The organism is Shewanella gaetbuli, from assembly GCF_023284065.1.
GTDB classification, from domain to species: Bacteria; Pseudomonadota; Gammaproteobacteria; order Enterobacterales; family Shewanellaceae; genus Shewanella; species Shewanella gaetbuli.
Genome location: NZ_JAKIKP010000014.1, coordinates 60,431 through 74,763, shown reverse-complemented (window position 1 = coordinate 74,763; position 14,333 = coordinate 60,431). Strand labels below are relative to the sequence as shown.

Genomic DNA, 14,333 nt, shown 5'->3' with positions numbered 1-14,333 from the left:
TTGTTGAGTTCGACAAGGCTTAGCTTACTACACCTTAACATTGTGCTGAACCGTGATTACCTTATCTGATTTGGTTGCGCACACGGGTTCTACATTAGACTTAACCCAGGTTGATACTCCTTTAGTGTTTTTCCCTAGCTGGGGAAATCAACAAAATGTTGTGGTTCAACTGGATAATATTAAGTTGCTCAAATAATAGTAATGCATTGAATACACTATGGTTGCCTGTTGAATACGAATGCATAAATGCACTGTTTACTTTGCCAGAGGCCATCCTTAGCTTAGTATCAAGTAACAACAGCTAGCTGACTGATATAACCCTAGTTGATTTTTATATCACAATTACGTTTTTTACTATTCTTAGTCTGTTTTGATAGATGTTGAATCAATTAATTATTAAGCAGTTGCATGAACAATGGCATAATGGCTAACTAGATTGAATTTGGGTATTAACTCTCTTTTTTCAATATCTTTTAGATTATTAGTTAAGGATTTACTTTGTCTAGTTTGGTCTTTTCAGCAACTGATTTACAACAAATAACCGCTTTAGCGAAGCAAGCCGGTGAGGCAATTTTAGCGGTATATGCTCAGTCGGATCTGCATATCGACGTTAAGCAAGATGACAGCCCTGTGACTGCAGCAGATATAGCTAGCCATAATGTCATTGTAGTGGGACTTCAAAAGGGGTTTCCAAGTATCGCCATAATGAGCGAAGAAGCGGCTGATATCGATTGGAATACTAGAAAAAATTGGCAAACCTATTGGTTAATTGACCCACTTGACGGCACTAAAGAGTTTATAAAACGCAATGGCGAGTTTACGGTTAATATTGCCTTGATTCATCAAGGTAAAGCCATAGCGGGTGTGGTACATGCACCGGTATTAAATAAGTGTTACAGCGGTATTGTTGGTCAAGGGGCGTGGCTTGATAACAATGGCAATGTGACCGAGCTGAATATTAGTGATCGAGCGATAGCGAATCCCCCCGTAGTGGTAGGCAGTCGCTCTCATATTAGCCCCGACGTGGCCAGCTATTTAACCCAAGTTGGCGAACATACCATGCTTAGCGTGGGTAGTTCTCTGAAGTTTTGTATGGTTGCAGAAGGGCAGGCGGATGTATACCCAAGGCTTGGATTAACCAGTGAATGGGATACTGCAGCGGCTCAAGCTGTTTTAGAGGCTGCTGGTGGCGTTGTTGTTGAATACCCATCGTTAACACCGTTGCGATACAACCAAAAAGAAAATATTTTAAATCCGTATTTTATTGCTGCTTCAACGGCTTGGTTTGACGATTAACCATATCTAAAACTAAGTTTGTCAGACGAGTATGGAATCCAATTAATAATAAAATGGAGAGACAAGTTATGATGCGTATGGGCGTCGATCTTGGTGGTACCAAAATTGAATTAGTGGCGTTGGCTGAAAATGGTGATGAGCTGTTTCGTAAACGAATTCCTACACCTCGTAATTATCCAGATACGTTAGAGGCGATTATTGGCTTAGTCAATGAAGCTGAGTCAACTTTGCAACAAAACGGTTCGGTTGGGGTTGGTATTCCTGGGGTGATTTCTCCTTTTACTGGTTTAGTGAAAAACTCCAATTCAACTTGGATTAACGGTCACCCTTTAGATAAAGATTTAGGCGAAAGATTACAGCGTGAAGTTAGAGTAGCCAATGATGCCAACTGCTTTGCAGTATCTGAAGCGGTTGATGGTGCTGCAGCCGGCAAAGGTGTGGTATTTGGCGGTATTATTGGTACAGGTTGTGGGGCAGGCATTGCTATTAATGGCCGAGTTCATGCTGGTGGTAATGGTATTGGCGGCGAATGGGGGCATAACCCATTACCTTGGATGACTGAAGAAGAACATAACTCAACAGACTGTTTTTGTGGCAATAAAGATTGTATCGAAACCTTTATTTCAGGCACCGGCTTTGTGCGCGACTTCCGCGCGGCGGGTGGCGAAGCCACCAGTGGAATTCAAATTGCCCAAATGATGGCAGAAGGTGATGAATCTGCCACTCAAGCATTCGAGCGTTTTATTGACCGTTTAGCCCGTTCATTGGCACATGTGATCAACATGATGGACCCTGACATTATTGTACTGGGTGGTGGGGTTTCTAACATTGAGGCAATTTATACCGAACTGCCTAAAGTGTTACCTAAATATGTGGTTGGGCGTGAGTGTGGAACCAAAGTCGTTAAAAATTTATTTGGTGCATCTTCAGGTGTACGCGGTGCCGCATGGCTTTGGGGAAAATAATCAAGTACTTGCTCTAAGCTAACAGTATTTAATGCGACTAAAAGAGGTTATTGATGATTCAATAACCTTTTTTGTTATCTGCGCCATATCAAATACAAACAGCCAAAATTAGCCTCGTAACATCCTCATCCTGTAGGTACAATACTGCCATTGTAGGCCGTTAGTTGAACTATTTTTATTCGGCTCAGGTTTCATTAGGAATGCTAAACATGTTTTGGGTTAAAAAACTGGTTTCTCAACTCTTTATGCCGATACCACTGACCATTTTGTTGTTATTACTGAGCGTAGTATTGTTGACGTGGTTTAGGACTCGATTTTCTGCACTGGCTAAAATTTGTTTCGCCAGCGCCTGTGCGGTACTTATTTTATTAAGCCAGTCTTCAGTAAGCTATTTTTTAGCAAATAATTTAGAATCGCAGTATCCGGTTAATTACTCCGCTATTCAACAACCTTGTACTGTTATGGTTTTAGGTTCAGGTCACTCTGACAAGCAAGGGTTAACGGCCACACAGCAACTTAGCAGTACGGCTTTGGCAAGATTAACAGAAGGGGTAAGGCAATTATCGTTAGGGCAACACTGTCAACTTGTTGTGAGTGGGTGGAGTGGTGGTTATATGCAAACTGATCATGCCACCGTAATGAAAGCGGCGGCTATTGAGCTTGGGGTTAGCCCTCAGCAAATTATTACTTTTCCTCACGCCAAAGATACCATTGAAGAAGCCATGTATTTATACCGCGAAATTGGGCAACATCCCTTTAGATTAGTGACCTCAGCAACTCATATGCCTCGTGCGATGCTTATATTTGAATCTTTAGGGATGGCACCTCAAGCTGCTCCCACTGACTTTAATGCTAAAAAAGGTTTGTGGTGGCGTTTAGATGCAGACTATTTATTAACGTCGCAAAAAAGCATTCATGAATATGTAGGTCGATTATGGATTACCTTTAAAGGGATTTCGGCAGATCAAATGGTAAACCAACTTCCGCTGATTAAGGATCAAGACATTGACTAACGTCGTCACCATAGAACCACAAACCAAGCGAAACGCAGCGACCTTAACCACTTTAGGGGCTGCGGGCTTACTGTTAAGCCTGTTACTGTTTATTAAGTTTAGCCATTTGTTTGCATTTTCATTGGTGATGTTCGGCTTTGCACTGGTGAGTTTGTTACTTGGTATAGCAAAGTTAAATGAACCTAGTATTAGCCTAAAATTAACCTCTGAGGGATTATGTTACTTTCACAGAAGAGGTCAGTACAAGGTGTCTTGGGATAATATTGTACGTATTGATAACGCTCGAGTGACCCAAAATATGGCGTTAATTGAATTACCTTATTTAGGATTAAAATTAAAGCAAATGAATCCGGTTTTAGATGCTATATCACCAAGATTGGCAACCGGATTGTTAACAGAGCAACGTCCTTTACTCATGACAGCTGCAACCCATGATGAAGACCTAAAAAGCTTAGAAAAATACTTAGGTGCCGAGTTTGAACCTTTTATTAGCCATGGTGAACGCTACCGAGGTGTATTAGCGATGTTTGGCAGGCGCAGTGAAACCTTGGCAGAAAACTTAGGCTACCATTTATATATTTCCCATGACGCGATAGATAGACCAGCTGAAGAAATTGTGGCATTACTACGTCAATGGCAAGCTGAATATCTTGTGTCAGAGCATGAACCTCACCAAGGAAAGTAACATGGATGATGCTAACGAGCTGACTTTACAAGGAGGGTGTTTGTGTGGTGCGCTACGTTACCACATTAAAGGACAGCCATTTGATGCTGATTATTGTCATTGTCGCCAATGTCAGCAGTCTTCAGGTGCGGCCTTTATGGCTTGGATGGATTTTAAGGTCACTCAAGTTGAATGGATGACCGCTAAACCTCGTGAATACTCTTCTTCAACTCAGGTGAGGCGCGGTTTTTGTGAACAATGTGGTTGCAGTATAAGTTATCGCCATACAGAGCACCCACAATATATCACCCTATCGATCGCCACATTAGATAATCCTAATTGGGTTTCACCCAAGTATCATATTTATTGTGACAACCAACCAGATTGGCTCCATTTGGCGGATAACTGCCAGCGTTATAATCGTGCTCGCAGTTAAACTCTATTAATGCCATTTGTGTGGTTGATTTAAAGGTTACTCGACTGACAGCTTGCTCTCTTTATGACGTTGGCCTAAAAATTGGCCGCCATCTAATACTTCAAGTTTTTCACTGTAGGCATCGCCTTCAAAAGTCCCTGTTGATGAAATGAGTAATTTATGACATTCAACAGTCCCTTTAACTAAGCCTGTTATGTTGATTTCATTGCAATGAATATCACCATTGATTTCGCCGCCAGCTTCAACAATTACGTTACCTTTAGTGGAAACATCACCAAGTAACTTGCCGCTGATCATAACGTCGCCGTTAAAATTAAACTGACCCGTGAGCTCGCAACCTTGCGCAATGAAGCTAAGTTGTGCATTTTCTTTTTTGGGATTAAACATGATGTGTTAACTCTTATTATTTTTTGTTGTGTTGTTATCAGGTATTAGATGTTCAATATAAGCATTTCTCTGACGTTGTAAATTAAAAGCGACAGTCAGAGTTATCAGTCGATTAATTTGCCGCCATACCGATGGCATCATTAGGGCAGGGTGATACACAAGCTCCACATCCTGTGCAGCTATTGATGTCTATTTGAGGTTTTGGGACTTGGCCAACTGCCATGGTAAACGTGATAGCTCTGGGGTCACAAGCATCTTTACAGCTTTGGCACCATATACCGTTATGAGTTAAACAGTTGTCTTTGATGTTTGCTTTGACTTGCCAAGGGGTATCTTGAGCTTTGTCAAAAACGGGCTCAGGGCAGATATCGCTGCATTTTTGACAAAAGGTACATTCATCGATTGAAAAATCAACTTCAGGAAAGCCACCATCACCTCGTTTGATGATATGAGTTTCGCACACTTGTATGCACTTATCGCACCGCGTACAAATGTCTGTGAACTCAATATCTTGTTTGACCCAAGGAGGCCTTAGTACATTGGTTTTTCTGCGGCTAAATAAATTACGGCGGCTTTGGTTGATACCTTGGGTCATTGTATTCTCACTGCTACTACTAATACATTTTATTTAATTGTTCGATAACCATCTGGGTTATTTGATTGCCACTTCCAACTACTTTGTACCATATCTTCAAGGGTATGAGTGGCTTGCCATTCAAGTTCAGTTGCTGCCAAAATTGGATCAGCATAACAAGCGTCAATATCACCTGGTCGACGGGCGACAATATCATAAGGTAATGGTTTTTTACAGGCTGACTCGAAGGCTTTTAGCATGTCCAAAACACTGTAGCCTACACCTGTACCTAAGTTATAAGTCACTAATCCAGGCTGGGTTTTCAATTTATCTAATGCTTTTAAGTGACCAATAGCTAAATCAACAACATGAATATAGTCACGAACACCTGTGCCATCATGGGTGTTGTAATCACCACCAAAAACATTCAGCTTTTCACGTTTACCTACCGCAACCTGAGAAATAAATGGCATAAGGTTGTTAGGGATGTCGTTAGGATCTTCACCTATCAAACCAGAATCATGAGCGCCTACAGGATTAAAGTAACGTAAGCGAGCGATATTCCAGCTATTATCTGAATGATGTAAGTCAGCTAATATGTGCTCAACCATTAATTTAGATTGACCGTAAGGGTTAGTTGCACCAGTAGGGAAATCTTCTTTAATAGGTAAGCTGGCTGGGTCGCCATAAACCGTTGCTGATGAACTGAATACCAAGTTTTTGACGTTATTTTCAGCCATAACCTGACATAACACTATCGTACCCGTGACGTTGTTTTCGTAGTATTTTAACGGCTTAGCGACTGACTCTCCCACCGCTTTGAGTCCAGCAAAATGAATGACCGATTCAATATCATGGTCTTGGAAAATTTTCTGTAATAAAGGCTTATTTAAAATATCACCTTGATAAAAAGTGACTTGCTTTTGACTAATGTTTTCCACTCGCTTGAGCGCTTCAACACTTGAATTAGATAAGTTATCAATAATAATCACTTGTTCATTAATCGCTAATAACTCTACTACCGTGTGAGTCCCTATATATCCTGCGCCACCTGTGACTAAAATTGCCATGTCTTCGTCCTAATCAAAACAATAAAAATAAGAATTAACCCATTGTAATTCACCACGTCTAAAATACTATCAGAAATCGTTTTATTATCATGCAAATCATTCATATTTATGTTGTTGTCACAAAAGATGTCCAAATTAAGTTGCTGATATTATGAATAATATTGCTGTAAGCCGTTTTTGCGTATTTAATTGTTTACAAAATTATCACTTGTACTGCACAACTATAAACTGCTAGGGAGTTAACAAAACGTAATAGTTAGCACAATATGAAGGTAATGAAGTTGACGTAAAGTGGAACTTATGAACGCAGCAACAAAATATATTTCTCATCAACCTGATAGCCAAGGGTATATTAATTACTCTGAGCATGAACATGCGTTGTGGCAGCAACTCTATCAACGTCAGATCTCCAATTTGCCGGGAAAAGCCTGTGATGCTTACTTGCAAGGTATCGATGCGTTAAACATGTCTGTTGATCGTATTCCTCAGCTCCCTGATTTGGATAGAGTATTAACCCAGACGACCGGTTGGAAAACAGCGGCTGTTCCTGCGTTAATTTCTTTTGGAAAGTTTTTCGAATTATTAGCCACAAAACAGTTTCCTGTGGCGACTTTTATTCGAACTAAAGACGAGTTTGACTATCTTCAAGAGCCAGACATATTTCATGAGGTTTTTGGCCATTGCCCATTATTAACCAATCCTGCCTTTGCTAATTTTTCACACCTTTATGGTCAGTTAGGTTTAGCGGCAAGTAAAGAAGATAGAGTGTTTTTAGCTAGACTGTATTGGTTTACAGTAGAGTTTGGTTTGATGCAGAGTAAAAAGGGGGATTTGAACATATATGGCGGCGGTATATTAAGTTCACCGGGTGAAACCTTATATGCTTTAAGCTCAGAGCCAGAACGGAAGCCGTTCGATTTACTGGACGTGCTTCGTACCCCATATCGTATTGATATTATGCAACCCATTTACTATGTTATTGAACATATTGATTTTTTAAATGAAGTAGCCAAAATGGATATTATGGCGCAAGTTCAAAAGGCAAAAAGCTTAGGCATGTTTCAGCCTAAGTTCGCCGCAAAAAGTAAATAACCTTAACAACAAAAAAATAGAGCAATAGAATTAAAGTTTCTGCCAGTGAATGGTGGAGTCTGGATAATTATTAAAGTTTAGGAGTTTTAATGACAACACTATCTGAAATGAAATGTGAAGCTTGTCAAGCTGATGCACCCAAAGTCACCGAGGCTGAATTAGCTGAACTAATCCGCATGATCCCTGACTGGGGCGTTGAGGTGCGTGATGGCATTATGCAGTTAGAAAGAGTGTATAAATTTAAAAACTTCAAATTAGCGATGGCATTCACCAATAAATTAGCCGACTTGGCTGAAGAAGAGTTCCATCACCCTGGAATATTAACTGAATGGGGCAAAGTCACAGTCACTTGGTGGTCACATTCTATAAAAGGGCTGCATAAAAATGACTTCATTATGGCAGCCAAGACCGACCAGTTGTTAGATTAATAACAACATATTCTATATCAGCATGTTACGTAAACGTAATGTGCTGATATATTTCATTTGTTACAATTCATCTGTAAACTTCACTTGCCACCGAGCTGATAACACACTACCGTATGCGCAGTTTCCAAAATAAAATGAATAAATAGGGAATAAAAGCATTATGCGTTTGGAAGTGAGTTGTAATGATCGCGTCGGCCTCGCGAAAGATATTCTTGTTGTACTAGAACAATATGGCATTAACTTAATGGCCATCGATGCCAGTAACAGAGGCTTTTTGTATTTACAATTTGCTGAAATTAACTTCGAGCTATTACGCGAATTAATGCCATTAATTCGAAAAGTAGAAAGTGTTCATGACGTTAGAACCGTATCCTTTATGCCATCTGAGCAAGAACATTACGCGCTTAAAACACTATTGAAAACCTTACCCGACTCGGTTTTCTCGCTTGATTCTAAAGGTAGAATAAGAGTGGTTAACGAATCAGCTTTGTTGACTTTAAATATGCATGAGCATGAAGTCATTGATGAGTCGCTTAATCATTGGGTGCACGGTTTTAACTTTGCCAGATGGTTAAGTGAACCTGATGTACCTGCTATTGCTTCTAGGGTCACCATTAACTCCAATGACTATTTAGCAGAAATGCTGCCAATTTATCTACCCGATGATAATGATAAAACCATTCTGGCAGGTGCGGTAGTGTCTTTAAAATCACCTGCTAGAGTGGGTAAGCAATTCAACGCATTACAAAATCAAACAACGGGTTTTGATAACGTATTAGCCGTAAGTGATAAAATGAAAGAAGTGCTCAAGCAAGCTAAGCGTATGGCGCAACTTGACGCACCTTTATTAATTACTGGCGAAACGGGAACCGGAAAAGAGCTTATGGCTCGTGCTAGTCATGATGCCAGCATGCGTCGTGAGCATCCGTTTATTGCGATTAACTGTGCCGCATTGCCAGACAGTGTAGCTGAAGAAGAGCTATTTGGTTTTGTTAGCAATGGCCAAGTGGTCAAAAGAGGGTTTGTTGAAGAAGCTAAAGGCGGTACCATCTTTTTAGATGAAATTGCCGAAATGTCTAAAGCGGCTCAGGTTAAGCTGTTGCGTTTATTGCAAGACGGCGCCTTTAGACGCATGGGTGGGGATGAAGAAGTCAAAGCGGATATTCGGATTATTTGCTCCACGCAAAAGAATTTAGCAGAACTTTGTCAGGCGGGTGAGTTTAGGGAAGACTTGTATTACCGAATTCATGTACTCAGTTACCATATGCCTGCGTTACGAGAACGCAAAGTAGACGTTATTCCACTCACCGAGATGTTTTTAGAGCATTTCAGCCAACAACTTTCTAGCCCGCTTAGACGTATCTCAGCCTCTTGTCGTGATTACTTATTTACCTATGCATGGCCTGGTAACGTTAGACAGTTAAAAAATGCCATTTTCAGAGCGGTTTCTATGTGGGATGGCTCGGCAGAGTTAACCGTCGAACAGTTAAAACTGCCATCTTATGCTGAAGGCTTTGGCTACTTTGATGAAGAGTTTGAAGGTACGTTAGATGAAGCCATGAAAGATTACGAAGCAAACTTGTTACGCCGCTTATATCCTGCTTATCCTAGTACTCGGCAACTGGCTAAAAAATTGGGGGTATCTCATACCGCCATTGCCAACAAGTTACGTGAATATGGCATTGCTAAAAAGCGGGTTAAACCGGGTAATGATTAAGCTGTAACGTTTTAATGCCATGTACTTGTTGGCAATTTGAACAATCTAAGGCTTGAAAATCAATGTTTTCAAGCCTTAGTTTTAGCTGTATAAAAATGTTTACAAAATAAATGTCGTATCGCAAAATGTGATTAAGGTCACGGGCTGTATATTGGCGACATTTTCAGTTATTTCTATCAACAAATTTGCTGTCAGCGCATATGCGCTAACTAATAATAACAGACAGTCACCCGCATTTAGGAGCAATAATGAAACTTGCCAGTTATAACAACGGTCGCCGTGATGGCCAATTAATGTTAGTCAGTAAAGATTTAACCCAAGCTGTAGCCGTGCCAGCAATTGCTCATACCATGCAACAATTACTGGATGCATGGGACTTATTAAATCCACAGTTACAAGAATTGTATGAAGCATTGAATGCAGGGCAAATGGATAACGCAGTTGCATTTGATGAAAGCAAATGTTTGTCGCCATTACCAAGAGCATACCAATGGGCTGATGGTAGTGCATACGTTAACCATGTCGAGTTAGTGCGTAAGGCTCGTGGTGCCGAAATGCCGGAGTCATTTTGGACAGACCCACTTGTTTACCAAGGCGGATCAGATTGCTTTATTGCGCCTAAAGCCGATATTGAGATGGCTAGCGAAGACTTTGGTATCGATTTCGAATCTGAAATTGCAGTAGTTACTGATGATGTACCTATGGGACTAACAACGGAAAACGCTGCTGCTCATATCAAATTACTGATGTTAGTGAATGACGTTTCTTTGCGAAACCTTATTCCAGGTGAGTTAGCTAAAGGTTTTGGCTTCTTCCAATCGAAACCATCAAGTGCATTTTCTCCTGTCGCCATTACCCCTGATGAGCTTGGAGAAAAATGGAACGACAGTAAGGTTCATTTACCGTTAGTAACCCATTTAAATGGTGAGTTGTTTGGTCGCCCTAATGCAGGTGTAGATATGACCTTTAACTTTAGCCAATTAGTGTCGCATGTGGCGAAAACACGTCCATTATCGGCGGGTGCGATTATTGGTTCAGGCACCATTTCTAACTATGACCGCAGTGCGGGTTCAAGCTGCTTAGCTGAAAAACGCATGTTAGAAATTATTGCTGATGGTAAACCAACAACGCCATTTATGCGTTTTGGCGATACCGTTCGTATTGAAATGTTTGATGAAAACAACGTCAGTATTTTCGGATCAATTGATCAAAAAGTGGTTGAGTATAAAGGGTAAGCTTTAAATAATAACCTGAACTCTAGAAAGCAAGTTGTTATCCAGAATTCAGGTTAAATATTTAGGCAATAGCAGTTTGATGTTATTGCCTTTTTTATAGGAATTGAAACATGAAACTTTACGGTTATTGGCGCTCAAGTGCCGCATATCGAGTTCGTATTGCATTAAATTTAAAGCAATTAACGGCAGAGCATATTTCAGTACACTTAGTTAAAAATGGTGGCGAGCAGCACTCAAAGGATTTTGAAAAGCTCAATCCGCAACATCTAGTGCCTGCGCTGGTGGATAATAATAACCAAGGGGAGTTTTGTTTAACTCAGTCGTTGGCCATCATTGAATACTTAGAAGAAAAGTACCCGCAGCAAGCGATTCTACCTGCCAATATTGAAGATAAAGCTATCGTTCGTGCAATGGCGCAATCTATTGCATGTGAAATTCACCCATTAGATAATTTGCGAGTGCTGCAATATCTGGTTAATGAAATGGGCGTAGATGAAAGTAAAAAAATGGACTGGTATCACCATTGGATCCACTTAGGCTTTAACGCATTAGAAAGCCAACTTAGCCTGCATGCTGGTCAATATTGTTTTGGTGACCAAGTGACATTAGCGGATATTTGCTTAGTGCCTCAAGTGTACAATGCCCAGCGCTTTAATGTCGATTTACAGGCTTACCCCCATATAATGCGAGTATGGCAAAACTGTAACAAACTTGACGACTTTATACAGGCAGCTCCTGAGCAACAAGATGACGCCTGTTAACCAAGCAGAATTAAGTCTTAAAGTACAAATCAGCCAATGGCTCAGCCAAGATGTTGAGCGAATGCAAGCGTTGCAAGTTTGTGCCCAAGTGTTTTTTGAGCTGGGCATTGACCAATGGGCCATTGCAGCTGGGTTTGTGCGCAATTTAGTTTGGGATAAGTTACACGGAAAGCCTGCTAGTAAACTAAATGATGTTGATGTTATTTATTTTGAACCGCTAAAGCTTGATCCCGTTGAAGATAAGCTGATTGAGCAACAGCTTTGTGACCTGTTAGCAATAAATTGGTCGGTAAAAAACCAAGCAAGAATGCATATTCGTAATGGCGATAGCCCCTATCTAAACTTGTTAGATGCCATGAGTTATTGGCCAGAAAAGCAAACGGCAGTTGCGGTACATATTGAGCACAAGCCGTTATCAACTAAGCCTATGAGTTTCAACATCATTCATGCCTTTGATATTCAATGTTTATTCGACTTTACCATTAGTCATAATCCTAAACGTGATATGGCTATATTTAACCAACGTGTTCGGCAAAAAAACTGGTTAAACCAATACCCTAAATTAACGCTGTGTTGATAAAGTGACGCTATTACGCTATTTTACTGTTAATTTATACAGTATTTGAGTGTTCGATGAAGCTTTATATTGCAGAAAAACCCAGTTTAGGCCGAGCTATTGCCGATGTATTACCCAAACCCCATAAAAAAGGTGACGGGTTTATTACGGCTGCAAATGGTGATTGTGTTTCTTGGTGCATTGGTCATTTATTAGAGCAAGCCGAACCAGATGCTTACGATGCCGCTTATAAATCTTGGAAGCTTGAACACTTACCCATTATTCCTCAAACGTGGCAGCTGAAGCCTAAAACCAAAACTCGCAGTCAGCTAACAGTATTAAGAAAGTTAGTTAAACAATCGAGCCAAATTATCAACGCGGGCGACCCGGATAGAGAAGGGCAGTTATTGGTCGACGAGGTGATCAGTTATCTTGGGGTTAAAGGTGACAAGTTATCGCAAGTTCAACGGCTTTTAATTAGTGACTTAAACCCTCAAGCAGTGAGGCGTGCTTTAGGGCAATTACGTTCAAATAGAGAATTTATTCCGCTGTCGACTTCAGCGCTAGCTAGAAGTCGTGCAGATTGGCTATACGGCATGAATATGACTCGTGCTTACACTATTCAAGGCAAAAAAGTCGGTTATGAAGGGGTATTATCTGTTGGGCGTGTACAAACTCCGTTGTTAGGGCTAGTGGTTCGACGCGATGAAGAGATTGCTCAGTTTCAACCAAAGCCTTTTTATGAAGTGTTAGCCCATTTGTCTACGGGAGCTCAGACTTTTACCGCTAAATGGAAACCTAGTGAAGCCTGTGCGCCTTATCAAGATGAAGAAGGCCGAGTTCTCGCTAAAGGCTTAGCGCAAAATGTGGTTAGTCGAATTAACGATAAGCCCGCAGTTGTGTCAACGTTAGTGGCTAAAGATAAACGTCAAAATCCACCTTTGCCCTATAGTTTGTCTAGTTTACAGATTGATGCTGCCAAGCGTTTTGGGTTTAGCGCCAAAGCGGTGCTAGATATTTGCCAAAGTTTATATGAAAAACACAAACTCATTACCTATCCTCGCTCTGACAGCCGTCATTTACCAAAAGAACAACACCAATTTGCGCCGCAAGTGTTGAGTGCTATTTTAAGCAGTTCAGCCAGCTTGATAAATGATGCGCCACAGCCCAATGCAAAAAAGCAGTCGAAAGCTTGGGATGACAGTAAAGTTGACGCCCATCATGCCATTATTCCTACTGAAAAAACCGCAAACTTAGCCAGTTTATCTGCTGATGAGGTGAAGCTATATCAGCACATCGCAAGGCAATATTTAGCCCAGTTTTATGAGGTTTATCTTTATTCTGAAACCACCGTAGAGGTCACTATTGAGGGTGGTTTATTCATTGCTAAAGCCAAGCAAAATAAAAGTTTAGGCTGGAAGGCATTGTATCAATTCAATAAAGCATCATCGAAATCTGTTACTGACACAGATGAAGAAACCGCTGCGGAGCAACAATTACCGCCATTGACACAGGGACAAAGATTGCACTGTGAGCGCGGTGAATTGCTGGAAAAAATGACCCAAGCACCAAAGCACTTTACCGATGCGACCTTATTAGGCGCAATGACCGGTATTGCCAAGTTTGTCAGTTCTGCTGAAATTAAAAAAATTCTTAAAGACACCGACGGCATAGGAACTGAGGCCACCCGCGCGGGAATTATTGAGCTATTGTTTAAGCGTGGCTATTTAGCTCGACAAGGTAAATCAATTCTTGCCACAGACGTAGGTAAAGGCTTAATTAACAGTTTACCTTTATCGGCAACCACCCCTGATATGACGGCATTATGGGAAAGCAGTTTAGAGTCCATTTGCCAAAAGAAAATGAAATATCATAGTTTTATTGATCCTTTATGCGAGCAGTTATCAGGCCTTATTACTCAAGCAAAAAACACATTACCCACAGCCTTACAGGGTGTTAAAGCTAAACCTCGTACCAAGGGTAAGTCATTTGCTAAACGCAAAAAAACGACCTACAAAAAAGCTAAGCCAGCTAAGGCGTAATCTGAATCTACATTGATTTTATTGATGTTTGCATGTGATTTTAAAGAAATATTAAAAATTGATGTTAATAGTATCAAGATCAATTTTGTCAGGGTAA

16 protein-coding genes are annotated in these 14,333 nt (G+C 40.7%); 13 read left to right on the top strand and 3 right to left on the bottom strand.

Going from position 1 to position 14,333, the window contains the following annotated elements; genetic code table 11:
* Positions 1–52: 52 nt before the first annotated feature.
* From L2672_RS15275 to L2672_RS15250, 6 genes are all read left to right on the top strand, one after another.
* Positions 53–196: a hypothetical protein gene (locus tag L2672_RS15275; protein WP_248996709.1), complete on the top strand. Its 144-nt coding sequence runs from the start codon at positions 53–55 to the stop codon at positions 194–196.
* Between the two features lie 302 nt (positions 197–498).
* The gene (gene cysQ, locus L2672_RS15270; protein WP_248996708.1) at positions 499–1,296 is read left to right on the top strand and encodes a 3'(2'),5'-bisphosphate nucleotidase CysQ; all 798 of its coding nucleotides are present in this window, start codon (positions 499–501) and stop codon (positions 1,294–1,296) included.
* Positions 1,297–1,364: 68 nt separating this feature from the next.
* Entirely contained in the window at positions 1,365–2,261 is an 897-nt protein-coding gene (mak, locus tag L2672_RS15265) for a fructokinase (protein ID WP_248996707.1), read from the top strand.
* 209 nt (positions 2,262–2,470) lie between these two features.
* Positions 2,471–3,274 carry a YdcF family protein gene (locus tag L2672_RS15260; RefSeq protein WP_248996706.1) on the top strand — a complete coding sequence of 268 codons (804 nt, stop codon included), beginning with the start codon at positions 2,471–2,473 and terminating at the stop codon, positions 3,272–3,274.
* Complete coding sequence (locus L2672_RS15255) at positions 3,267–3,959, top strand: DUF2982 domain-containing protein (RefSeq protein ID WP_275975063.1); 693 nt, start codon at positions 3,267–3,269, stop codon at positions 3,957–3,959. Before L2672_RS15260 ends, L2672_RS15255 begins: the two co-directional genes overlap by 8 nt.
* Before the next feature lies 1 nt (position 3,960).
* Positions 3,961–4,374: a GFA family protein gene (locus L2672_RS15250; protein WP_248996705.1), complete on the top strand. Its 414-nt coding sequence runs from the start codon at positions 3,961–3,963 to the stop codon at positions 4,372–4,374.
* 36 nt (positions 4,375–4,410) lie between these two features.
* Here L2672_RS15250 and L2672_RS15245 read toward each other — a convergent pair whose 3' ends face one another.
* The 3 genes from L2672_RS15245 to galE all read right to left on the bottom strand — a co-directional run bounded on the left by L2672_RS15245 (position 4,411) and on the right by galE (position 6,405).
* A complete protein-coding gene (locus L2672_RS15245; RefSeq protein WP_248996704.1) occupies positions 4,411–4,761 on the bottom strand; it encodes a bactofilin family protein in 351 nt (116 codons plus the stop codon).
* Positions 4,762–4,873: 112 nt separating this feature from the next.
* The gene (gene napF / locus L2672_RS15240) at positions 4,874–5,356 is read right to left on the bottom strand and encodes a ferredoxin-type protein NapF (protein WP_248996703.1); all 483 of its coding nucleotides are present in this window, start codon (positions 5,354–5,356) and stop codon (positions 4,874–4,876) included.
* A 29-nt stretch (positions 5,357–5,385) separates the two neighbouring features.
* Complete coding sequence (gene galE / locus L2672_RS15235; protein WP_248996702.1) at positions 5,386–6,405, bottom strand: UDP-glucose 4-epimerase GalE; 1,020 nt, start codon at positions 6,403–6,405, stop codon at positions 5,386–5,388.
* Positions 6,406–6,705: 300 nt separating this feature from the next.
* Here galE and phhA point away from each other — a divergent pair, with 300 nt between their 5' ends.
* From phhA to L2672_RS15200, 7 genes are all read left to right on the top strand, one after another.
* The gene (gene phhA, locus L2672_RS15230; protein WP_248996701.1) at positions 6,706–7,497 is read left to right on the top strand and encodes a phenylalanine 4-monooxygenase; all 792 of its coding nucleotides are present in this window, start codon (positions 6,706–6,708) and stop codon (positions 7,495–7,497) included.
* Positions 7,498–7,586: 89 nt separating this feature from the next.
* A complete protein-coding gene (locus L2672_RS15225) occupies positions 7,587–7,925 on the top strand; it encodes a 4a-hydroxytetrahydrobiopterin dehydratase (protein WP_248996700.1) in 339 nt (112 codons plus the stop codon).
* 160 nt (positions 7,926–8,085) lie between these two features.
* On the top strand, positions 8,086–9,642 hold the full coding sequence (gene tyrR, locus L2672_RS15220) for a transcriptional regulator TyrR (RefSeq protein ID WP_248996699.1): 1,557 nt from the start codon (positions 8,086–8,088) through the stop codon (positions 9,640–9,642).
* Positions 9,643–9,890: 248 nt separating this feature from the next.
* Entirely contained in the window at positions 9,891–10,877 is a 987-nt protein-coding gene (locus L2672_RS15215) for a fumarylacetoacetate hydrolase family protein (protein WP_248996698.1), read from the top strand.
* Positions 10,878–10,987: 110 nt separating this feature from the next.
* Complete coding sequence (gene maiA / locus L2672_RS15210; protein WP_248996697.1) at positions 10,988–11,638, top strand: maleylacetoacetate isomerase; 651 nt, start codon at positions 10,988–10,990, stop codon at positions 11,636–11,638.
* Positions 11,625–12,215 (top strand): nucleotidyltransferase family protein, encoded by a 591-nt coding sequence (locus tag L2672_RS15205; RefSeq protein ID WP_248996696.1) that lies wholly within the window; start codon positions 11,625–11,627, stop codon positions 12,213–12,215. Before maiA ends, L2672_RS15205 begins: the two co-directional genes overlap by 14 nt.
* A gap of 56 nt (positions 12,216–12,271) precedes the next feature.
* Entirely contained in the window at positions 12,272–14,236 is a 1,965-nt protein-coding gene (locus L2672_RS15200; protein WP_248996695.1) for a DNA topoisomerase III, read from the top strand.
* Positions 14,237–14,333 lie beyond the last annotated feature (97 nt).

Bases quoted from the DNA above. Each gene is read 5' to 3' on its own strand.
- mak (WP_248996707.1), top strand. From the start codon at position 1,365: ATGATGCGTATGGGCGTCGATCTTGGTGGTACCAAAATTGAATTAGTG.
- L2672_RS15260 (WP_248996706.1), top strand. From the start codon at position 2,471: ATGTTTTGGGTTAAAAAACTGGTTTCTCAACTCTTTATGCCGATACCA.
- L2672_RS15250 (WP_248996705.1), top strand. From the start codon at position 3,961: ATGGATGATGCTAACGAGCTGACTTTACAAGGAGGGTGTTTGTGTGGT.
- L2672_RS15245 (WP_248996704.1), bottom strand. From the start codon at position 4,761: ATGTTTAATCCCAAAAAAGAAAATGCACAACTTAGCTTCATTGCGCAA.
- napF (WP_248996703.1), bottom strand. From the start codon at position 5,356: ATGACCCAAGGTATCAACCAAAGCCGCCGTAATTTATTTAGCCGCAGA.
- galE (WP_248996702.1), bottom strand. From the start codon at position 6,405: ATGGCAATTTTAGTCACAGGTGGCGCAGGATATATAGGGACTCACACG.
- phhA (WP_248996701.1), top strand. From the start codon at position 6,706: ATGAACGCAGCAACAAAATATATTTCTCATCAACCTGATAGCCAAGGG.
- L2672_RS15225 (WP_248996700.1), top strand. From the start codon at position 7,587: ATGACAACACTATCTGAAATGAAATGTGAAGCTTGTCAAGCTGATGCA.
- tyrR (WP_248996699.1), top strand. From the start codon at position 8,086: ATGCGTTTGGAAGTGAGTTGTAATGATCGCGTCGGCCTCGCGAAAGAT.
- L2672_RS15215 (WP_248996698.1), top strand. From the start codon at position 9,891: ATGAAACTTGCCAGTTATAACAACGGTCGCCGTGATGGCCAATTAATG.
- maiA (WP_248996697.1), top strand. From the start codon at position 10,988: ATGAAACTTTACGGTTATTGGCGCTCAAGTGCCGCATATCGAGTTCGT.
- L2672_RS15205 (WP_248996696.1), top strand. From the start codon at position 11,625: ATGACGCCTGTTAACCAAGCAGAATTAAGTCTTAAAGTACAAATCAGC.
- L2672_RS15200 (WP_248996695.1), top strand. From the start codon at position 12,272: ATGAAGCTTTATATTGCAGAAAAACCCAGTTTAGGCCGAGCTATTGCC.